General features: G+C 53.6%; 21 protein-coding genes. 7 read left to right on the top strand and 14 right to left on the bottom strand.

Annotation, left to right across the window (positions count from 1 at the left end):
* Positions 1 to 71: 71 nt before the first annotated feature.
* Both ubiB and ubiE read right to left on the bottom strand, forming a co-directional pair.
* Positions 72 to 1631 carry a 2-polyprenylphenol 6-hydroxylase gene (ubiB, locus tag LG297_RS00580; RefSeq protein ID WP_404424101.1) on the bottom strand — a complete coding sequence of 520 codons (1560 nt, stop codon included), beginning with the start codon at positions 1629 to 1631 and terminating at the stop codon, positions 72 to 74.
* 13 nt (positions 1632 to 1644) lie between these two features.
* On the bottom strand, positions 1645 to 2418 hold the full coding sequence (gene ubiE / locus LG297_RS00575; protein WP_404424099.1) for a bifunctional demethylmenaquinone methyltransferase/2-methoxy-6-polyprenyl-1,4-benzoquinol methylase UbiE: 774 nt from the start codon (positions 2416 to 2418) through the stop codon (positions 1645 to 1647).
* Positions 2419 to 2562: 144 nt separating this feature from the next.
* Between ubiE and LG297_RS00570 the strand changes: the two genes are divergently transcribed.
* Both LG297_RS00570 and LG297_RS00565 read left to right on the top strand, forming a co-directional pair.
* Positions 2563 to 3207 carry a phosphoribosylanthranilate isomerase gene (locus LG297_RS00570; protein ID WP_404426918.1) on the top strand — a complete coding sequence of 215 codons (645 nt, stop codon included), beginning with the start codon at positions 2563 to 2565 and terminating at the stop codon, positions 3205 to 3207.
* 350 nt (positions 3208 to 3557) lie between these two features.
* Positions 3558 to 5798: an anthranilate synthase component I gene (locus LG297_RS00565; RefSeq protein WP_404424097.1), complete on the top strand. Its 2241-nt coding sequence runs from the start codon at positions 3558 to 3560 to the stop codon at positions 5796 to 5798.
* 127 nt (positions 5799 to 5925) lie between these two features.
* Here LG297_RS00565 and LG297_RS00560 read toward each other — a convergent pair whose 3' ends face one another.
* On the bottom strand, positions 5926 to 6543 hold the full coding sequence (locus LG297_RS00560; protein ID WP_404426917.1) for an RNA methyltransferase: 618 nt from the start codon (positions 6541 to 6543) through the stop codon (positions 5926 to 5928).
* A gap of 267 nt (positions 6544 to 6810) precedes the next feature.
* Here LG297_RS00560 and LG297_RS00555 point away from each other — a divergent pair, with 267 nt between their 5' ends.
* The 5 genes from LG297_RS00555 to LG297_RS00535 all read left to right on the top strand — a co-directional run bounded on the left by LG297_RS00555 (position 6811) and on the right by LG297_RS00535 (position 11031).
* Positions 6811 to 7008, top strand: coding sequence for a CsbD family protein (locus tag LG297_RS00555; protein ID WP_062952233.1), 198 nt, complete (start codon positions 6811 to 6813; stop codon positions 7006 to 7008).
* A gap of 122 nt (positions 7009 to 7130) precedes the next feature.
* The gene (locus LG297_RS00550; protein WP_404424095.1) at positions 7131 to 7337 is read left to right on the top strand and encodes a DUF1289 domain-containing protein; all 207 of its coding nucleotides are present in this window, start codon (positions 7131 to 7133) and stop codon (positions 7335 to 7337) included.
* A 77-nt stretch (positions 7338 to 7414) separates the two neighbouring features.
* Complete coding sequence (locus tag LG297_RS00545; protein ID WP_404424093.1) at positions 7415 to 8182, top strand: HugZ family protein; 768 nt, start codon at positions 7415 to 7417, stop codon at positions 8180 to 8182.
* 210 nt (positions 8183 to 8392) lie between these two features.
* Positions 8393 to 10018 (top strand): phosphoenolpyruvate carboxykinase, encoded by a 1626-nt coding sequence (locus LG297_RS00540; RefSeq protein ID WP_404424091.1) that lies wholly within the window; start codon positions 8393 to 8395, stop codon positions 10016 to 10018.
* A 182-nt stretch (positions 10019 to 10200) separates the two neighbouring features.
* Positions 10201 to 11031 (top strand): substrate-binding periplasmic protein, encoded by an 831-nt coding sequence (locus LG297_RS00535; protein ID WP_404424089.1) that lies wholly within the window; start codon positions 10201 to 10203, stop codon positions 11029 to 11031.
* A 16-nt stretch (positions 11032 to 11047) separates the two neighbouring features.
* On the opposite strand, the gene LG297_RS00530 is transcribed toward LG297_RS00535, so the two are convergent.
* From LG297_RS00530 to LG297_RS00480, 11 genes are all read right to left on the bottom strand, one after another.
* Positions 11048 to 11959, bottom strand: coding sequence for a flagellin (locus LG297_RS00530; protein ID WP_404424087.1), 912 nt, complete (start codon positions 11957 to 11959; stop codon positions 11048 to 11050).
* Positions 11960 to 11971: 12 nt separating this feature from the next.
* The gene (gene flgK, locus LG297_RS00525; RefSeq protein ID WP_404424085.1) at positions 11972 to 13693 is read right to left on the bottom strand and encodes a flagellar hook-associated protein FlgK; all 1722 of its coding nucleotides are present in this window, start codon (positions 13691 to 13693) and stop codon (positions 11972 to 11974) included.
* A gap of 31 nt (positions 13694 to 13724) precedes the next feature.
* Complete coding sequence (locus LG297_RS00520; RefSeq protein WP_404424083.1) at positions 13725 to 14147, bottom strand: hypothetical protein; 423 nt, start codon at positions 14145 to 14147, stop codon at positions 13725 to 13727.
* A gap of 36 nt (positions 14148 to 14183) precedes the next feature.
* Positions 14184 to 15479, bottom strand: a complete 1296-nt coding sequence (gene flgE / locus LG297_RS00515) for a flagellar hook protein FlgE (RefSeq protein ID WP_404424081.1) — start codon at positions 15477 to 15479, stop codon at positions 14184 to 14186.
* A gap of 17 nt (positions 15480 to 15496) precedes the next feature.
* The gene (locus LG297_RS00510) at positions 15497 to 16192 is read right to left on the bottom strand and encodes a flagellar hook assembly protein FlgD (RefSeq protein WP_404424079.1); all 696 of its coding nucleotides are present in this window, start codon (positions 16190 to 16192) and stop codon (positions 15497 to 15499) included.
* Positions 16193 to 16356: 164 nt separating this feature from the next.
* The gene (locus LG297_RS00505; protein ID WP_404424077.1) at positions 16357 to 16866 is read right to left on the bottom strand and encodes a periplasmic heavy metal sensor; all 510 of its coding nucleotides are present in this window, start codon (positions 16864 to 16866) and stop codon (positions 16357 to 16359) included.
* Positions 16866 to 17549: a hypothetical protein gene (locus LG297_RS00500; protein ID WP_404424075.1), complete on the bottom strand. Its 684-nt coding sequence runs from the start codon at positions 17547 to 17549 to the stop codon at positions 16866 to 16868. Before LG297_RS00500 ends, LG297_RS00505 begins: the two co-directional genes overlap by 1 nt.
* A 59-nt stretch (positions 17550 to 17608) precedes the next feature.
* Positions 17609 to 18220, bottom strand: a complete 612-nt coding sequence (locus LG297_RS00495) for a sigma-70 family RNA polymerase sigma factor (protein ID WP_404424073.1) — start codon at positions 18218 to 18220, stop codon at positions 17609 to 17611.
* A 7-nt stretch (positions 18221 to 18227) separates the two neighbouring features.
* Complete coding sequence (locus LG297_RS00490) at positions 18228 to 18698, bottom strand: flagellar protein FliS (protein WP_404424071.1); 471 nt, start codon at positions 18696 to 18698, stop codon at positions 18228 to 18230.
* Complete coding sequence (fliD, locus tag LG297_RS00485) at positions 18691 to 20379, bottom strand: flagellar filament capping protein FliD (protein WP_404424069.1); 1689 nt, start codon at positions 20377 to 20379, stop codon at positions 18691 to 18693. The genes LG297_RS00490 and fliD overlap by 8 nt, the downstream gene beginning before the upstream one ends.
* A gap of 77 nt (positions 20380 to 20456) precedes the next feature.
* The gene (locus LG297_RS00480; RefSeq protein WP_404424067.1) at positions 20457 to 21275 is read right to left on the bottom strand and encodes a flagellin; all 819 of its coding nucleotides are present in this window, start codon (positions 21273 to 21275) and stop codon (positions 20457 to 20459) included.
* Positions 21276 to 21279: the final 4 nt, after the last annotated feature.

The raw sequence follows: 21279 nt of genomic DNA, 5'->3' as shown, positions 1-21279 counted from the left end.
CGACAAAGTCATAGCAATAGGATCAAGCCGGTCACGGTCGCAACTGATTTCAATCCTGCTCATATCGGTCTCTATTTTACGAACAGGGCGACTGCAAGTGCCGCAATCGCCACCCAAAGCAGGATCGATTGCTTGGAAACTCCACCGGAACTGCGCTGCCCGTTTGACCGGCCCCGCATTGCCGCAACCGTATCGGGATGCAGACGCAATCCCTGATCGGTAAATACCGCCGATGCCTGTTCTGCCGCTTCAAGAACACGCGGCAAACGGCGCAACATTGTGCCAGCCTGACGGGTAGCTTCTGCGATCTTTGCCTCGGGACCGAGATTTTCGCGCATCCATTCCTCGATCAACGGGCGCGACAATTCCCACATATTCTCGTTCGGGCTTAAAATACGCGAAAGCCCTTCGGCCACGATCATGGTTTTCTGAAGCATCAAAAGCTGTGGCTGGGTTTCCATACCAAATGTTTCGGTCACCTGGAAAAGTTGCCCCAACAAACGCCCGACCGAAATATCGGCAAGTTCCTTGCCAAGGATCGGCTCGCCGATGGACCGGCAGGCCTGCTGGAAATTTTCAAGAGACTGGTTACGTGGCACATAGCCTGCTTCGAAGTGCACCTCGGCGACGCGGCGATAATCACGTGTCAGAAAGCCAAGAAGCATTTCTGCAAGGTATAGGCGCGTCTGACGGTCAACACGACCCATGATCCCGAAATCGACGATACTGACCTTGCCGGTTTCATCAACAAACAGATTGCCGGGATGCATATCGGCATGAAAAAAGCCGTCGCGGAAAACCTGCTGGAAAAATGCACCGGCCGCCTTCGCCAACAGGGCCGAACGATCCACACCCATCCGATCAAGAGCCTCGACATTGTCGATACGCACCCCTTTGACCCGTTCCATGGTCATGACATGCTCGGCCGTCCGTTCCCAATCGATCTGCGGGATATAATAGGTCGGGTCGGATTCGAAATTGTCGCGGAATTCGGAAGCCGCCGATGCCTCAAACCGCAAATCCATTTCAAGATGCACGCTGTCTTCCAGCGTTTTGATGGTTTCGACCGGTTTGAGACGGCGCAAGCGTGGTTGCGTCAGTTCGACGATTTCCGATACCCAGTAAAACAGATCCAGATCGCGGGCAAAACGCATCTTGATATCCGGGCGCAACACCTTGACCGCGACTTCACGACCATCCGATGTTGTCGCAAAATGCACCTGCGCGATGGATGCCGCTGCAACAGGCGTATCATCAAACTCGGAAAACAGGGTTTCAAACGGCCCGTCAAGCTGTTCGGTAATGATCCGCTTGGCAATTTTGGCCGAAAATGGTGGCAATCGATCCTGCAAGCTCGACAAATCCGCCGCAACGTCATCGCCAATCAGGTCTGCACGCGTCGCCAGTGTCTGGCCAAGCTTGATGAATGCGGGGCCCAATTCTTCAAGCGCACGGGCCAACCGGCGACCTGGCGGCAAGTCGGACCGGCGCGAAAACGGTGCCGTCAGACGGGCGAAAAACGCCAGAACCTGGCCACCCGGCACCAGGGCCAGCGGAAACAACGCATCGTGTCGCGCCAAAGTCCGCGCCATGCCAAGCAGGCGAAAGCTGTTACGAACGAACCGTATCATGCTGTCGCCACCCTTAAACCCGCCAGCCGGAATGGATGGCCGCAATACCACCCGAAAGATTGCGATACTTCACCCGCTCGAACCCGGCATCACGGATCATGGAGGCAAAAGTTTCCTGATCGGGGAACTGACGGATGCTCTCGGCCAGATACTGGTAAGCTTCGCGATTACCCGCGATAAAGCGCCCGATTTCCGGCAGAAGCTTGAACGAATACGTATCGTAAAGCTTATCAAACCCCGGAACCACAACCTTGGAAAACTCAAGACACTGGAATTTCCCGCCCGGACGCAGCACACGATAGGCTTCGGAAAGGGCTTCGGTAATCCGCGTCACATTCCGGATACCAAAGGCAATAGTGTAGGCATCAACCGAATGATCAGGCAGTGGTAATTTCTGCGCATCGCCAACCGTCCAGTTGATATTTTTCAGCAACCCGTGATCCACCGCGCGATCACGACCGACATGCAGCATTTCATAGTTAATGTCGCACACCGTGACAGAGCCGCCACCATTCTTCAGAAACCGGAATGCAATATCCCCGGTGCCACCGGCAACGTCGAGCAGTTTCATGCCCGGTCGCGGCTTCAGCTCGTTGATGAACGTATCCTTCCACAGGCGGTGGACACCGCCGCTCATCAGATCGTTCATCAGATCATATTTGGACGCGACAGTATCGAAAACCTCGCGCACCATGGATGCCTTCTGGCTTTCCGGAACATCCCGAAAACCAAAATGGGTTGTCTGTTCGCCGTTTTCGCCCCCGGCTGGGCCTGTGTGCTTGCTCATGGCCGGGAAAATAGCGCAGCAACCGCCATCTCGCCAGTGGAAAGCCATGCAAATTTGCAAATATCCTGTTGGTCTGCACCACTTTCTGCTACGACCAAATGACTTGGACGGAAGTTTGAATTGGCTACAAGACAGGACACCCCGATGAGCTGCATGGTCAAAATTTGTGGAATCAACAGCGAAGACGCTGCGATGGCCGCCATGAGTGCTGGCGCAGATGCCCTAGGTTATGTCTTTTTCCCGCCAAGCCCGCGTCACATATCGCTAAACGCTGCAACCACCCTGACCGAACGCGTTCCTGACAGCATCCTTAAAGTCGGCTTGTTCGTCGAAGCGGGCGACGAAGCCCTTGAAAATGCCATCAAGGCCGGTCGTTTAGACATCATTCAGATGCATGGCAAGGAAAGCCGCGAACGCATTACCGAGGTCAAAGAAAAATTCGGCCTTCGTGTGATGAAGGCCGTTTCGGTCAGTACATCCGATGACATTGATGCTGCTGTGGCCAACTTCGATGGCGTCGCCGATTTCCTGCTTTTTGATGCCAAACCGCCCAAAGACAGCAATCTTCCCGGCGGCAATGCCGTCCGTTTCGATTGGACGCTTCTGACCGGGCGCAGTTTCAAAAGCAGTTGGATGCTCGCCGGTGGACTTGATCCTGACAATGTCGCCGATGCGGTCCGTATTTCTGGTGCACCGTGGGTCGATGTATCGTCTGGCGTTGAAAAGACCAAAGGCGTCAAAGACGCGCGCAAGATTGCCGATTTCATCCGCGCGGCAAAGGGTTACTGAAAATCTGCCACAAAGCAGCAGCGGGTTTTAATAATTTCTGAGACGATTGCAGCGTCCATCAGGAAGAACTTGGCATCAGCGATAAACAGACCGCGCGATAGCCCGATCAAAATGCTTGACGCCCGCCTGATCGCTGATCATAGTTTAACCCATGAAAACACACGGCATGAACCCGATCTTTATTTCTAATCGTTGGTGGTGGTCCGCATAAGCGGGCGGCCAATTATCATGCCCTGAAACAACCGGCCGCCTGATCTTCGCAGGCGGCTTTGTGTTTTCAGACGTTCTCTCTTACTTGCTGAAAAGTCACATTGCTCCTGCGGCAGCGCCCCGCAAACGGAGTATTTGACGTGACCAACCCGACTTCTGAAACCAGTAGCGAATATCGATATACAACCGATGGCGGCATCGCCGTTATTCGCTATCAGACAGAAATCACCTATGAAAATGCCACTGAAAGCCTGATCGACGCGCTTGATCGGACCAAGGGTGTTTTGCTGTCTTCAAGCTACGAGTTTCCGGGTCGTTATTCGCGCTGGGACATGGGATTTGCCAAACCACCGCTGGAAATCACCGGACGCGAACGCGGCTTTGCAATCCGTGCGCTCAATGATCGCGGCCGGGTACTTTTGCCAATGATTGAAAATGCCCTTACCGATCATGCCCATATCGAAGGCCTGACCAAGGGCGATGACGGGCTTTACGGCTATGTCAGCAAAGCGGCCACCTGGTTCCCCGAAGAAGAACGCAGTCAACAACCCAGCCTGTTTTCCGTTGTCCGGGCCATTCGCGATCTGTTTGCTCACAAGGGTGAGGAACGTTTGGGCCTATACGGTGCCTTTGGCTACGACATCGCCCTTCATTTCGAACAAATTGCACTGACCCAGGACCGCAGCAGCGATCACAAGGATGTCCATCTTTATCTGCCCGATCAGATGATCACGGTCGACCACGCGTCCAAGGTCGCAACGCAGTTTGAATATGAATTCATTGCGCCCGACGGGCATAGCACCGCCGGACTTGACCGTATCGCACAGGATCACCCGCCATCACACGGCGCAAACGGGATCGTTGAAAATGATATGAAAGACGGCGAATACGCCGCCGTTGTCGATGAAACCAAGCCACGATTTGTGCGCGGTGAATTGTTTGAAGTCGTGCCAAGCCGCGTCTTTCGTACTGAATGCAAAACCGCACCGTCGGAAATCTTCCGCCGCCTTAAACGCCGCAATCCGGCACCCTACGGTTTCCTGATTAATCTGGGGGAAGGTGAACACCTGATTGGTGCATCACCGGAAATGTATGTCCGCGTTACCGGTCAACGGATTGAAACCTGCCCGATTTCGGGCACCATCGCGCGCGGCCGTGACGCGATCGAGGATGCGGAAAATATCCGGACCCTTCTTAATTCGGCCAAGGAAGAATCCGAACTGACCATGTGCACCGACGTTGATCGCAACGATAAGGCACGCGTCTGCAAACCGGGCAGCATCCGTATTCTTGGCCGTCGCCAGATCGAAATGTATTCCCGCCTGATCCACACCGTCGATCACGTCGAAGGCCGCCTGCGCAAAGGGTTCGATGCGCTTGATGCCTTCCTGACGCATTGCTGGGCTGTCACAGTCACCGGTGCCCCCAAACGGGCCGCCATGAAACATATTGAAACCGTCGAACGCAGCCCGCGCGCATGGTATGGCGGGGCCATCGGGACGGTTCTGTGCAATGGTGACCTGAATACCGGCCTGACATTACGCACGGTGCGCCTCAAACAGGGTGTCGCCGAAGTTCGCGCGGGTGCAACATTGCTGTTTGATAGTGAACCTGCTGCCGAAGAAGCCGAAACCGTGTTGAAGGCATCGGCCATGATTGATGCCGTCACCCGCGATGCCAAGGACGAAGCCAACATTGATCCAACCATTTCGGGCGTTGGTAAACGCGTGCTTCTGATCGATCACGAAGACAGCTTTGTCCAAAACCTTGCCAGCTATATCCGTGCAACAGGTGCCGAGACATTAACGCTCCGTCCCGGCTTTCCGGACGAGGCGTTTGATAATTTCAAACCCGACTTGGTGTTCCTGTCCCCGGGCCCAGGACGCCCCGATGATTATGGTCTGCGCCAAAGCATCGAACGTGCCCTTGCTGCGGGGCTTCCGGTCTTTGGTGTTTGCCTTGGTTTACAGGGTATTGTCGAATTTTTCGGAGGATCCCTTGGTCAACTCGACACACCGATGCATGGCAAACCGTCTAAGGTGAAACTGGACCCGTCTGATCCACTGTTTGAAGGCCTTCCCGATGAAATTGTCGTCGGTCGCTATCACTCGTTGTTTGCCGATATGGCAAGCCTGCCGGCTGATCTTAAAGTCACCGCACGCAGCAATGACGGTGTGGTGATGGGTATACGTCATCAAAGCCTGCCGATCAGTGCGGTTCAGTTCCATCCCGAAAGCCTGCTGACCCTGCAGGGTGATGTCGGAATGCGGATGATTGCCAACCTGTTGCGCAATCCGCACGGGATTCTACCTGAAAAGGCCGAAATTACCGATGCTGATGAAGGTAACAAAAATGATGAAAAAGCGACAAAGGCCGCCTGAAACCACATGACGAACCAGATTGCCTGACCCATGCCCCCTGCCATCGACCTCCCCCTGTCGATGAAATCGGGTCAGGAAAACGCAACGGCCGCGCCCCTCCCTCGCGGCCGTTGCTTCATTTTATACCTTAATCGTCGCCATCATCCAGCGTCCCGTCGATCACACTGTAATCGGGTGGCGGAGCCTGACGAAACTTTTCCGGATCGGCTTTGCGTTTGTCACGCGTGCGCGAAATCCAGCCGCCATAAAAGGCTTCCGGCTTTGGCTCGGTCGGGGCACCAGCACGTACCGGGCGCGGGGCGAACCGGCCCAGACTGATCAGGCGGTCATACATCACGATATTGGCAGCAATCGCGACATTCACGCAGAAGCTCATCGGGATTTTGATGATGAAATCGCACTGATCCTGCATTTCCTGCGACAGATTTCCGCGTTCCGGGCCAAGAATATAGGCCGCACGCGACGGATGTTTGAAACTTGGCAGTTCAATCGCATCCGGGGTCAGTTCGACACCAACCATTCGGCATCCATCGGGCAGGAAAAGATGATCGTGATCAGGGAAGTGATAATAGGGCATCTGCTCGGACGCACGTGACGTGTCGGCCACATTGGCCCGTTCATCACGAAAGTCCGCATCCACAGTAAAGGCAAAGCTGGCACCAAACGCATGAGCGGAACGAAACAGCGTGCCCACGTTAAAAGGCTTGCTGGCCCCTTCGATCCCGATCCCGAAATATCCGCGCATATTGTCCTCCGTGCTGCACGCCGATGGTGCGCTCACACACACTCCAATGAATAAACTGGCTCGGCTATACCCCTCACAGGCGAATATGGCAAGTCAGCGGGCTGCAACCCTGCCCCGGCATAGGAAGCAATCCGGGTATCGTGGAACAAAAAGCACTCCGAACCGTTTTATGATCAAGCAAACGGAAAAGCAGCATGCCATTGGCACAGCAGATAAAATTTCCGGATCAAACGAGCAAACAACCCGAAAGAAACAGGAGAATACCTGATGAATTGGGATCAAATCGAAGGTCGTTGGAAACAGATGCGTGGTCACGTCAAGCGTGAATGGGGCCGCCTCACCGATGATGACCTTGATCAGATCGAAGGCCAGCAGGAAAAACTGGTTGGCTTGGTTCAGGAAGCTTATGGCGTTAAGCGCGAAGAGGCAGACCGGCAGGTCCGCAACTGGTTTGACCGCCTTTAGGGACTTTACGCCCACCGAATTATCACACATTGCAAAGCCCGCCGGATTATTACCCTCTTGATCCTTGCGGGCTTTGTGTTTTCTATGCAGAAATCAACTCTGTTGCCCCAGTTTGGAAAATCATGCCCGTCAAGTCCCCCTGTATCGGCGTTTGCGTCCTTGATTCGGTTGCCGGTTACTGCTCCGGATGCTTTCGCACCGCCGATGAAATCGGCGCATGGATGGGTATGAGCGACGGTAACAAAAAACGGGTAATGGAAACTGTCCGCAAAAGACAACTTTCCGCCAAGAATGCACAGCTTGTCCCGACCAGAGACTGCGATCATTAACCTGACGAGGCCAACGCATTGCGGACGGCAACAACCGACCCCAAATAAAAATCCTGTTTATCAAAGGGACACAGGGCATGTTGGACATTGCAAGCCGCAACGGAAATGCTGCCGCTGAACTCCGGCGCATGATGCGCCGTGCCGCCCATGCGGTAATGGCCACGACCGCCTACGATCACAAACAAGTCGGCGATGGATGGCCTGTCACATCAATGGTGGTTCCCGCCGCCCACATTGACGGCAGCCCCATACTGCTGATTTCCGATCTGGCCGATCATACCCGTCATTTGCAAAATGACCCGCGCCTGTCCTTGCTGTTTACCGATGGCAATATCGATCCCGGACGAATTGACACGGACAATGCCAGACTGACGATCTTTGGCCGGGCCGCCGTTGCCGATCATGTACCCGAAACGCGTCAGCGATATCTGCAAGCTCACCCCGATGCCACCCAATATGCCGATTTCGCCGATTTCGGCTTTTATCACGTCATGGTCGAAGCCGTTTACTGGGTCGGTGGTTTTGGCAAACAACGACGGCTGAAAGGCGATCAATTCATTATCGACGGCTGTCAGTCGCTGATCGCGGGTCATGACGACGTGATCGAACACATGAATATCGACCATGCCGACGCCATCGCCGACATTGTCGAACATTTCACCGATCAGGATAAAAACGACGGATGGAAAATGGTTGCGATTGACTGCGATGGAATGGATTTGGAATGCAATTCTGCCGATTCCCGTCCTCTACGCATCGAATTCATCGAAACGATCCGCAGCCCCGGCGATGCGCGCGATATTCTGGTCGAAATGTGTAAAAAAGCGCGCGCTCAAATGGCCTGATTTGGGCAGCGAAGAATTAATTATCACTTTCGAAAGGTGACTTTTCGCAAACGCAAAAAGGTCTACGTTTTCCTTGGTATTGAGCCAAAGGACAGGTTGCTTTTGAGACACCTTTGTAACAATATGTCGCGACACAAACGGTTAACCCACATACCTATTGTGTAGAATTGACTATTAACCCCCAGACTCAATTCCCACCAGGAGAGATCCGTGCTGCAATCAGGACCCGTTGTCAGCCGTGTAGGCCTTGAAACCCATGGCCTCAAGAATCTTGGCGCCGTTCACTGGAATTTGGACGCTGCCGGCCTCTACGAACATGCGATCCGTCGTCAGGAAGGCAAAATTGCCAAGGGTGGCGCATTTGTAGCGCTGACCGGTGAACATACCGGTCGTTCCCCGCAGGACCGCTTCATCGTCGAAGAGGAAGGCACCAAGAACGACATCGACTGGGGCGACGTTAACCGCCCGGTCAGCCCGGAAGTATTCGAGCGCCTGTATCAGAAAGTGCGCGCCTACTTTCAGGGTACCGAACTGTTCGTTCAGGACTGCTATGCCGGTTCCGATCCGCGTTTCCGCCTGCCGGTTCGCGTGATCAACGAAAATGCATGGCACAACCTGTTCGCGCGCAACATGTTCATCCAGCCCGCAAAGGAAGAACTGCGCGACTTTGCTCCGGATTTCACCGTGCTGCATGCCCCTGGCCTGCAGGCTGATCCGGAAGTCGACGGCACCCGTTCCGAAGTATTCGTCGTCGTTTCGTTCGAACGCAAAATGGTGATCATCGGCGGCACCTGGTATGCCGGCGAAATGAAGAAATCGATCTTCTCTGTTCTTAACCATATTCTTCCGGCCAAGGGCGTCATGCCGATGCATTGCTCGGCCAATATGGGTAAGGACGGCGACACTGCGATTTTCTTTGGCCTGTCGGGCACCGGCAAAACCACCCTGTCGGCCGACGCATCACGCACCCTGATTGGTGACGATGAACATGGCTGGGGCGAAGACGGCGTCTTCAACTTCGAAGGCGGCTGTTACGCCAAGGTGATCAAGCTTTCGAAAGAAGCCGAACCGGAAATCTATGCCACAACCGAAACCTTCGGGACGGTTCTGGAAAACGTTGTGATGAACAAGCAATCGCGCGAGCTTGACCTCGACGATGCTCGTCACACCGAAAATACCCGTTCAAGCTATCCGATTGAGTTCATCCCGAATGCCTCGGAGAATGGTCGTGGCGGCCATCCGAAAAACATCATCATGCTGACCTGCGATGCGTTTGGTGTTCTGCCGCCGATTGCCAAGCTGACCTCGGCACAGGCGATGTATCACTTCCTGTCGGGTTACACCGCAAAAGTTGCCGGCACCGAAAAGGGCGTCAAGGAACCGACCGCGGCGTTTTCCGCCTGCTTTGGTGCACCGTTTATGCCGCGTCACCCGTCGGTTTACGCCAAACTCCTTGGCGAACTGATGGAAAAACATCAGGCCAATTGCTGGTTGGTCAATACCGGCTGGTCCGGTGGCGGATATGGTGTCGGCTCGCGCATGAAGATCTCCTATACCCGCGGTCTTCTGAACGCGGCGCTCAATGGCGAACTCGAAAATGCCGACTTCGCGACCGACCCGTATTTCGGTCTGGCATACCCCACCGCGTGTGGTGACATCCCCGCCGAAGTTCTGAACCCGCGTGACAGCTGGTCGGACAAGGCGGCCTATGACAAGGCGGCTGCCAACCTGACCAGCCTGTTTGAAAAGAACTTTGCGAAGTTCGAAGAACATGTCGATGGCGACGTTCGTGATGCAGCAATCCGCAGCAACACCGAAGTCAAAGCCGCCGAATAAGACTATTTAAAATACCATCTCGAAAAGGCCGGTGCATATACCGGCCTTTTTGCTGACCAAAATTCGGTTCGCGAATTGACGATGCCAGTCATAACTGATCAATGTATAGTTTCGCAAACTTGGTCACAGCCCGTCAGATCAGGCGTCGTGATCTCGAAGAAAGCTCGGGAAAAGAAGACATCGTGACATCCGCTTTGATCTTGCGACTGTTTTGCGGTCTGGCAGGTATCCTGTTTTTATGGATCGGCTTTGTTGCAGGCAGCCTGTCTGTCGTGGCACAAAAGGCGACACCTCGCCAGAATGTCACAATGATGTGCAACCCGTTTCCGCCCTCGAAAATCGCCGACCGGCCGATGATGCCCGGTTACGACGTCGAAATCCTTCGTGCTGCCTTTGCCGTCAGTCACATTGCGGTTAATACACCATTCTACCCGTGGAAGCGCGCCTATCTGATGGCTGAACGCGGCGATGCAGATGGATTATGTTCCTGCAGCTATCTTCCGGAACGCGAAGCCGCCTTCCTGTATTCATCCGAACTCGGTCGCGAACATGTTGGTCTGTTTGCAATAAATGATACCGTGCTTGATAGCGTCGAAGAACTCGCTGATGCCAAGCAGCTTATTGTCGGTGTTGTTTCAGGATATACTCTTGAAAGCAGCGCCCGTGAACTTGGGCTTGATTTGATTTCTGCCAATAGCGAACGGGTTTTGCTCGGCCTTTTGCTGTCACGCCGCCTTGATGCAATCTATACCTTCAAGGCACCAATGGAAAATACCGTGCGCAGCCATAATCAGGAATACGCAGAGAACGTAAATCTGGCCTATCGCGACATCAGCAACAGCCCCTACTATTCCTGCATTTCACGCAAAACCGATAATGCGCACTTCCTGCTGGATCGTTTAAATCACGGGATTTCGGTGCTGCGTAAAAACGGTATTTATGCTGACATTCTGGAAAAATACGGCATTCAATCAGACGAAGAGCAAGCCCCTTCGTCGAGTGAGCGCAAATAACGACCGCCCGAAAATCCTAACGCAAATACTCAAACAACGACATATCGACAATCTGACTGGCAACCGAATAGGATGCTTCAAGCTGTACCGAGAGGGTTTCAAGGTTGACCATCGCCTCGGCCAGATCGACTTCGGCCAGATCGGTTACTATTCCCTCGGCGGTCAACTGAAAATCGATATGCATATCGACAATGGCTTCAAGTTCATCCTGCGTCAGGGATACCTGCGTCTGAAGATCGGCAATGCCTTCGACCGCGCCCTCGATCAGAGCCATGGCTTCTGTCAGGGCGGCTTCGTCAATCGGATCCGATGATGCATAAGCCGTCAGGTTCAAGGCCCGCAATGCCTGTTCAAACGGTTCCTGATCGGCAGTAATGCCATATTCGATGGTGGTACCATCCGCGACCTTGGCCGATGCAACATCCCCATTACCTGAATAGTAGCTGGTATCCGTGATACTGGGCGTTGTCATGGCCGGGTAATCAGCCACATCGACAGAAACCGGCGCCGTATTTGTGGCCGACCCGGCAAACAGGTAGCGATCTTCATATTGGGTATTAAGCAAAGAAGCCATGGTGGAAAGTGCCGCAATCGCCGACTCGTTAATCCCTGCAACATCGGTGCTTCCAGTGCTAAGTGCGCCCGAGATATCGGCCAGCATGTCGCTTAACAAATCGACCATATCGTTCAGTGTCGAATAATACATTTCAACACGGCTCTGAATTTGCTCGGCCAGATCGGCATAAGCCGATGATTCCGATATTTCAGCACTCAGCGTGCTGATCACATAGGAATTATCCGAAACGCCGGAATAGGAATCCGATTTCATTCCCGAGCTGGATTGCCTGGTCGCTTCGGTAAGTTGCGACTGAACACTTCGCATCTGGTTCAGCAGGTTTTGCTGCATGGCGGCTGTCGAAACTCTCATGTTCTTTACCCTTTACCGGACAGCTTCAAGCAAGGTGTCCATCAGTGACTGCGTGATTTCGAGGATCGCGGCAGCCGCTTCATAGGCACTTTCAAGATTGGCCATTGTCAGGGCCTCTTCGTCGGTATTGACACCATATTGATTGGAAAAACTTTCAACCAGATCGCTATAAGCGGTACCGGCAACACTGGCCTTGGTTTCGGCACTTGATGATTGTTGGGCCACATCGGAAAGGATTTCCGATGCATAATCCGACATCGTGGTCTTGGTACTACCAAGGTTCCCGGCCGCATCAAAACTGACATTGGTATCAAAAACATTCGCCAACGCCTCGGCCACGTCCGAACTTCCAGACGAAATCACGCTGTCACCAACGGCAAGGGCCGTGTCATCCGATCCCGACCCGGTCGGCACCAGACTGGAATCGGCAAGCCACGCGGCATTGACCGAAATATCATCAGCCCCGGTTCCGGTGAACATATCGTTCAGACCGAAATAGTCGGAAAAGCCCTGCGCATCCGCACCAACCTCGGCATCCATATTGACAATCGATACACCGTAATCATCGTCGGAACTGGCAATCGTCAACGTGCCATCGGCATTTACCGTTGCCGCCATGTTCGCCGATGTATTGATCTGATCGACCAGATCCTGAACCGTCGTCACTGTCGCCAGATCGATATCAAGGATTTCAACCGCATTGCCATCCTCGTTCGTCGCCACCAGCCGCACGGTACCCGTTCCCGAGAAGGCATCCGTCAATGCCGTTGTCTCGCTTGATGTCAGCTCAGCCGGGCCGGGATAGGACGTGCCTAGATTGGTGACCGCATTGATGCTGTTCATCAGGGTTACGGCCAACGCATCAAGCTCGTCCTGAATAGCTGGCAGGGTTTCGTCGCGCAAATCGATCAAACCACCCAGTTCACCACCGCTGATATCATCGGATATAGAATTGCCGTTCACCGTGATGTCACCAAATACCGTATCGGCATTGACCGTACCGATGGCATTGTATTCAAGTTCCTGCACCTGACTTCCGACGACAAGCGTGCCGCCAATATAGACCTGCGTCTGGTTTGACGAACTGGTGTAATAAGTCACATCCACCAGTTCAGACAGTTCCTGAATGGCAACAGCACGCGCGTCTTCAAGTTCACTGGAAGCCAGTGTCGTACCGTCCATTCCGGTCAATTGGTCGTTATAGGACTGAATTTCATTTAACAGCGCATTGATCTGATCGACCGTTTCCTCGATCGACTGATCGGCCGCCGCACGCTGATCCTGCACACTGGCTGAAAGGCTGTTAAGCTCGCTTGCGATCTGTTCCGCATCATTAAGAACAAGCGCCTTTGGCGACTGGCTGTCTGCACTGGCAGCAAGGGATGCGATTGATGTTTCAAGATCAGTGATCAGGGTCGATATCGCGTCATCATCGCCCACCGATCCGAAATTGCCTGAAACGATTTCAAGCGGGTCGGCAAAAACCGATGCATATCCGCTTTCCGAAGCCGCCTCGTTAATCGCCTTGATCAAAAAACTGTCAACACTTGACCCTACCGAGGTAACCGAAACGCCGACAGCTGATCCGCCATTAACATTGCTGGCCAGGCTGGCGGACTTGGTTGTATATCCTTCGACCGACGCATTGGCGATGTTGTTCGAAGATACGGCAATCCCGGTCTGGCTTGATTGCAATGCGCTAAACGCAGCAGATTGGGCAGCACGGATCGACATTTTTCTGACCTGTCAGTTGCCAAAAGTGCAGTTACATCTTCAGATTCAGAATGGCAGGCGTGGTTTTACCGCGCAGATCACCATCACGGTCATAAGACGTCGCCGGGTCTCCTGCTGTTGCGGCCCAACCGGCACGGATGCGTTTCAAACACGCATCGCGTTTAGCCATCAGGCGGATATTATTGCGATCAAGCTTTGCCCGCAGACTGCGCACGGTTTCAATATTGATGATTTGCCCCGCAAGCGGGTTGGCCGGATCAGCCTGCTTTTGGGCATGAAGTTCGGCCTTCAACTCGTCTTCCAGCATTGTCTTTTCGGCGGTGATATCAGGCAAAAGGTCATATTGTGCCTGTTCAAGGATGCGCCATTCAACATCCAGAAGTTCTTCAAGCCTCGTGATGATCTGCGTCACGGCGTCGCTGTCTTGCGGAAGTGTCAATGCCAGTGTTGTCATGTTCCGAATTCCTTTTATTCACCAATCAATCGTCAATTAGTTCACCGACGAAATCAGCGTGTCATACATGTCGCTGGTGGTTGAAACGACCTGTGCCGCGGCCGAATAGGCCTGCTGTGCGATGATCATTTTGGAAAACTGGCTGGTGGTATCGACGGTGGAACTTTCCAGCGAATAATCCGCAAGCGTCCCGGTTCCGCCATCACCCGGGGTTTTCAGCACATAGCTGCCCGATGTGTTGCTTTCCTTGTAAACCGTATCGCTATAAGCGGTCAGGCCATCCGCGTTGGCAAAATCGGCCAGTACGATCTGATAAACCGGTTCGCTCTCGCCGTTCTCATAGGTAACCGAAACAACCCCATCGTCCGAGATCGATATCTCGGCGATCTCGCTGTAGTTTGAACCGTTCTGACCGACAGAATACAGCGTCATGTCGCCATCTTCCTCGTCCGAGGCAAACTGCTGCAAACCATCATCGTCGCCCGCCGTTCCCAGATCGGAAACAATCGTGCTGTCATTGGCACCCGTGGTCCAGCCGGTGATGGTCAGTGTCGCGCTATCCGTAACATCGGTGCCACCGGCATCCGTGATCGCCGAAAGATTGCCATCCCCGTCAAAGGTAATCGTCAATGGACCGCCCGAGGACGTACCGGTCACCGTCGTTCCATCCGAGGTCAGAACCGGATCGGAATAGGTCAGTTCCCACTCGTTCGCTGCGGTCTTTTCATAGGTGTAAGTCACCGTATGGCTGGTACCAAGACTGTCGAACACCTCGACATCGACGGAAAACACATCGCCAACTGCTGCATCTGCCGGAAGATTGGCGACCATCGAGACCTCGGTGGTGGCTTCAGCCGTACCGGTCAGGTCTTCAAGATTGATGGTGGTCAACGCCGACGTACTTGTCGGGACAGTGCCACTTGCCGGATTGCCATCATCATCCAGGGCATAACCCATGAGGTAGTAGCCTGAACTGTTGACCAGGTTTCCGTTGGAATCCGTATCGAAATCACCGGCGCGCGTGTAATAGACGTCGCCATTGGCATCGGTCACGACAAAAAACCCATCACCCGAAATCGCCAGACTGGTTGCCGTCTCGTCCGCCTGAATCAGACCTTGCGAGCTGATATTGGTCTGGGTCGATGTCCTCACACCGTTGGAATATCCGGTCGTCGTCGAACCGGGCGTGGTCACCAGTGACGAGAAGGATGTAGAACTGTCCTTGTAACCAACAGTCTCGCTGTTACTGATATTACCCGAAATCACACCAAGCGACGTCGATTGCGCATTCAGCCCCAAAACGGCAGAATTCAATGCACTGCTTAAGCTCATGACCTTGATCCTTCACTTCAGGAAACTGTTTGCGTGCCCTGAACGTCCGAGATCGCGATATCGACCCCGTTGACATACAGCACGGCTTCGTCGCCGGTCAGGTCGATCGCCGACACCACACCGGTCATAAGGATTTCTGAATCAACGGAATTTCCGTTTGCATCGGTCGCTTCGACCGAAAGGGTATAGGTGCCCGAACTCAGCGTGCTTCCGCCGTCGGTCGCACCGTCCCAGGTGAAATTATTGGCACCCTCGGCACCAGTCACCGTCGTCTCATAGACAACGTTGCCGTCTTCATCGGTGATTTCGATGCTGACATTCGATGCATCATCATCAAGGACGAAATACCATTCGGCTTCGCCATCTTCGAGCGGGGCAGTATCACCCACAGCCACAATATCCGTGCCAAGATAGGACTGCGCGGCACTGTTATCGATCACCCCCTGCAAGGTCAGAAGCGATTCCGAAAGATCGGACAGCAACGCATTATTCCGCTCGGCCAGTTCAAGCTGTTCGAAGGTTGCGAGCTGCGTGGTCATCTCCGACACATCTTCGGGATCGGTCGGATCCTGATTCTGAAGTGTCGTTAGCATCAGCGTCATATAGGTTTCGTAGGTCGAGCTTTCGCTCGTGCTCGACGAGGTCGATGTGCTTGACGATGACGTCGTCGAAGCCGTCAGGTTATCGTATGTCAGTCCGCTGAGGTAACTCATCACCGCCTCCATGAAGCGAACATTGATCGGGTCTATGTTCGTTTCACGCTGGACGACGGAAAAACTGGCGCAATGGATTCACTTTTTCGAAAAAATAAATCCAAAAACAGAAAAGGAGTGCCTGTGCACTCCTTTCGATTATACGCCCGTTATTCGCAATCAGGTTACTGGACGGGCGGCGGCGGTGGCGGCCCTGGACGATGCAATGCCAGTTCCGCGCGATCTTCGGGTGACAAGCGGACCGCGACATCGGCCATATGGCTCAGAATACGACCAACGTCATCTCCGATAGCGTTCCTCATTTTATCAAAGACGTCACGAATTTCAGCATCTGTTGCATCGTCACGCAGCAAAACCTCGCGCAGTTCCCTGAATTTTTTCAGGTCGTCACGACGCTTCATCAAGTCCTTTATCACGGGCGAGAACTCGGCATCAAAAACTGCCTGTCCGTCAGGACTTAGCTTTTCGCGCAAATCGGTAAGCATGCGGACCCCTGGTGGTCGGTCATTATCCTGCCCTGGCATCGGAGGGGGAGCCCCCAGAAAACTGTGAAGAATCGTGCTACCTGCCGCAATACTTCCGGCAATCGTCCCGATCAGAAACAGGTTCAGCGCGAGCGAGGCCCACAAAAACTTTCGGGTGGCATTCGGTTTGCGACGATCATCAAAAACCATTATTCCGGCCCCGTTTGTGTGTTACCACCATTCAAATCAATTCCCATGCCTTGCGATGCCTCATCAAAAACGTGATTTTCCAACGCCTGTACCATTGGCATTTCGGTTGCATGGACGTCTGCCTGAATTTCCTGTTCCGACGTAAACACAACGCCGACAACAAAACCGAACATCACACACAGCACCATCCCGCAAGCTGATGCAAAGGTCGCGGAATAACGCAACAATGCCCGCGATGACTTGACCCGGATACCTGATTTTGCGCGCACCGGATCTGTCGGTCCGGCCACGCTGCTTACCGGGTTTGTGGCCTTTTCGGATGGATATGTCCGACGTTGCGGAATGGGGTCGTCCCCATGCTCTGCCATTTGCGGCGGGGCACCATGTCCGGGACGTTCGTCGCTAAAGGAAAAGACATCGCTTTTGGCGTCGTGGTGCCTTGGCTCGGCTGCGATTTCTTCTGCTTCAATGGCTGCAAATATATCATCAACTGCGCGATGCTTGCCCATCGGCAACGGATCATCGGCCAGAAAATCTTCAACAGATTTCAGGGAACTGAGCAATTCTGCTGCTTCATCATTCCGGGCAACGAGAATGTTGGCCTCATGGCGAAGCGGCTCTGGCCAGGACGAAATATCCCACCCGTATTGATCCAGCAATTCTTCAAATTTCTCGATCTTCACAGCACACCGCTTTTTTCTAGGACGAACCTACCTGTTCGAACACAACTGAAGTTAACGATCTATCCCATCGCTTTCAACTCTTCACGCAGTCGCTTTCGTGCCCTTTTTAACAATGATTCCATCGCATTGATGGAAACACCCATAATCGCGGCCGCTTCTTGGTTCGACAGTTCGCGGTCGTAAAACAGATTGATGGCAATTTGTTGTTGCTCCGACAGCAGCTTGATCGCACTTCGAAGTCGTTTGAATTCCTGATGTTGTGCCAGTTGTTCAACCGGCGACATCGCATCATCTGGCATACTTTCAAGATCGCTGCCATCTACAAATTGCGGTTTCCGTTTCAGGTCAATCACCCGGTTAACCGCAACCCGATACAACCAGGTTTTAAAACTGGCCCCTTCGGGACGCCATTTTTCCCGGTGCAACCAGACCCGGACAAAAACATCCTGTGCCGCATCCTCGGCATCGCCACTGGTCAGGCCCATACGTCGCGCAATCCCGATGATCCCGCGATAGTATCGTTCCACAAGTACACGATAGGCGCGCTTGTCGCCCCGAACCATCAGGGCCACAAGGTCCTGATCAGCAAGTTCCGACAGGGCGGCTGTCTGCTTTCCCGCCTCGGAGGCTTGCGATCCCGTGGTCATTTCGCGACGGATGCCTACACTCAACTGCCCCTCACAACACCTGTTCCACGATATGACGGGTTCCGCAAACCTGTTGCAGCCCGACGGACTGCGGATTAACCGATCTGAACGCCTCCCACTGTTTTGCAAGTGTTTCGAGGTTCCGGTCCACTATTTCGTAACGTTCCTCAAGCGGCGTTTTCCGCCCGTTTCGAGCCAGTGTTTTGATCATTCGGGCATAGAACGCATACAGATCACGGGACAATTCCGGGGCCGACTTTGGTGCCACGACTGCCTGCAACGCACGCAGCCGGTTGATCGCAATTGCCTTTTCCTGCCGTTCAAGATCAAAACGCTTTTCTTCACGGTGCTGTTTGGCCGCCCGCAGATGCTGACGCGTGCGGGTGATGGCAATCACCATCATTGCAACCGGCGACGTCGTGCGCAATGCATTGTTATATTGCGCGCTGGCACCGGCAAAACGATAGGCCTGCTGAGCAGCCGTCTGCGAATGCTTATTCATCATCACCCCACAAGGCTTCAAGTTGTTCGCGCAGCAGCTGAAGCTGATACATCTTGGTTTCCAGCACAGAATAACGTTCGGTCAGATCCTCGGCATAAGCCTCGGCGGCGGTCGTAACATCTTCGATTTCGTCCTCAAGTTCCGATGTCTGTTCTTCAAGCCGCTCAATCCGGGACGAAATCAGGCCATCCGAACTATTGGTGTATTTATCGAGCGCATTGACCATTTCATTGCCAAGACCGCTGGAAATCGTGACATCGACACTTTCGGAACTGTCACCGCCAAAATACAGCTCGACCCCTTCGTATGCCGATCCCTCGACCCCGATGATATTGTTGCCACTGATGGTAAACAGACTGGAATCACCGCCGACACTGGCTGATGTGATATTGCCATCGGCATCGACCTCGAGATCTATGGTAAAGGTGCCGGTAAAGGGACCGTCGGCTTCGGAAACCAGCAGGTTGTCCGAACCGGTATCGGTCGACAGCGAAAACAGGTCGGCAACCTCGTCGAAATTCGACACCAGCGCATCTTCAAGCATCCCGGAATCGATCACCAGATAGTTGCTTTCATCAAAGGTAATGCCGATTGAGGAGAGGGAGGCATAGGTTTCGCTGTCTTCGGTGAAGGACAGCGCATCGTAGACCGAGGATACGACTGAACTTAAAAGTGAATCGCCAAACAGAACCGCGTCCTCATCCGCCCCTTCACCGGCCTCATAGGCCTGATTGGTGATAACGAAACTGCGCAGTTCGTTATATGCGGTAACAAAGGCTTCAACTGCGTCATAGGCCGAACTTGCATCCTCGTCAATTTCGAGCGTGATTTCCGTGCCTTCTTCTTCGGCATAGAGATACAGCGTCACGCCTTCGATCACGTCATCCACCGTATTGCTGCTGCGCGTTACCTCGACCCCGTCGACAGAAAAAATCGCCTGATCGGCTGCAACCAGCTCGTCGGCATAACTGCCATCGGCATTGATCAACCCCAACGATGCCGCAATCGTGGTATCGGCTCCATCTGTATCAAAGGTGATTTCCTGCCCGGTATCGATGGCTGATAAAACCAGCATATATTCATCGTCGGATACCTGAAGCACACTCGCACGTACCCCGGTTGCACTGCTTTGGTCGTTGATGGCATCCGCGATATCATCAAGCGACATGTCATCGGATATCTCGATATCCGTCGCTGTATAATCATCTCCGGCCACAAGATTGAGGGTGCCCGACAAACCAGCAGCCGATGAAGCATCGGCATAGGTATCTCCACCCAGCTTGTGGGCGGTTGCCATCTGTTTGATTTCAATCGTATAGCTGCCGACCGCCGCTTCATCCTCGACCAGAACACCCAGCACATCCGATGCGGTGGTGTTGGCATCCGACGATGACAGATAGGCCGATTTTCCAACCCAGACATCATCACGCAAACTGTCAAGTTCTGCCGAAGCGGTCAGGGCCTCTGCCGCATCTTCCAACGCTTCAAGCAGGTCCTGTAAATCTTCAAACGCCGCAATTTCAAGTTCAAGCTCGTCAACCTCTGCCTCGATGGTGTCGGCGACTTCCATCTTCACATTATAAGCATCTTCGATCAGCTGGGCCGTATCAAGGTCGGTCAGCCCCGAAACATAGGACGAGGATACATAACTCGACGAAGTAGACGAATTGACGGTCGGCATCCTGCCCTTCCTTTCATGCGATACGAAACAAAACAGGGCCACCCGGCGGCTCTAAGACCGGATGGCCCTACGTCGAGTTAGCTCAGCAACCGCGAGAGCTTCTCGAGATTTTCGTTGGAAACGGACAGGGCCTGAATGGCAGAGTCCATCTTCACGCCAAGTTCGGTCTGTTCCGCACTAAGTTCCGCGATATCGGCATCCATATAGACGCTCATTGCGGCTTCAAGGTTGGTCTGGGCGGTTTCGATGTTGCCGGACGCGTAATCAAACCGCGACATCAGCGCACCGACCGTCGCGCGACCAGACGAAACGGTGGTAACCGCCGTTTCGATTGCCGTCAGTTCGGTTGCCGCGTTGGTCGCCGATGTCAGATCACCGGCAAGGCCAAGGCTTGCGGCATCATAGGCTTGTGCAGACAAGTCAACGGCAATTGCTGCAACGCTAGAGTCTGCAGAAACCGTAAAGTTCTCGTTATAGGTGCCATCGAGCAGCGAGGTATCGAAATAGGTCGTCGAGTTGACGATGGAATCAACCTGCGCAACCAGTTCCTGATATTCGGCATCAAGATAGGCACGTTCCGTGTCGGTCACCGAACCCGAAGAAGCTTCGGATGCCAGTTCATACATACGTTCGAGAATGTCACCGATTTCCGAAAGACCGCCATCGGCCGTTTCAAGAATAGCCGTTGCGACTTCGGCGTTATCGCCAGCCTGTTCCCAAGCCGCGTAGTCCACAGACATCGCAGTATAAACTGCAAGACCGGCCGCATCATCCGATGCCGAGTTGATCGACTTGCCGCTCGACATTGCGGTCAGAACAGAAGTCATCTCGTCGGTGGTCTTGTTAAGGTTCGACACTGCCAGTGTCGCCGACATATTGGTGTTAATGCTCGCCATTTTC

It is taken from the genome of Thalassospira australica (genome assembly GCF_044790785.1).
GTDB classification, from domain to species: domain Bacteria; phylum Pseudomonadota; class Alphaproteobacteria; order Rhodospirillales; family Thalassospiraceae; genus Thalassospira; species Thalassospira australica_A.
Note: the sequence above shows the minus strand (reverse complement) of the source record. Positions and strands in the feature narration are given on the sequence as shown.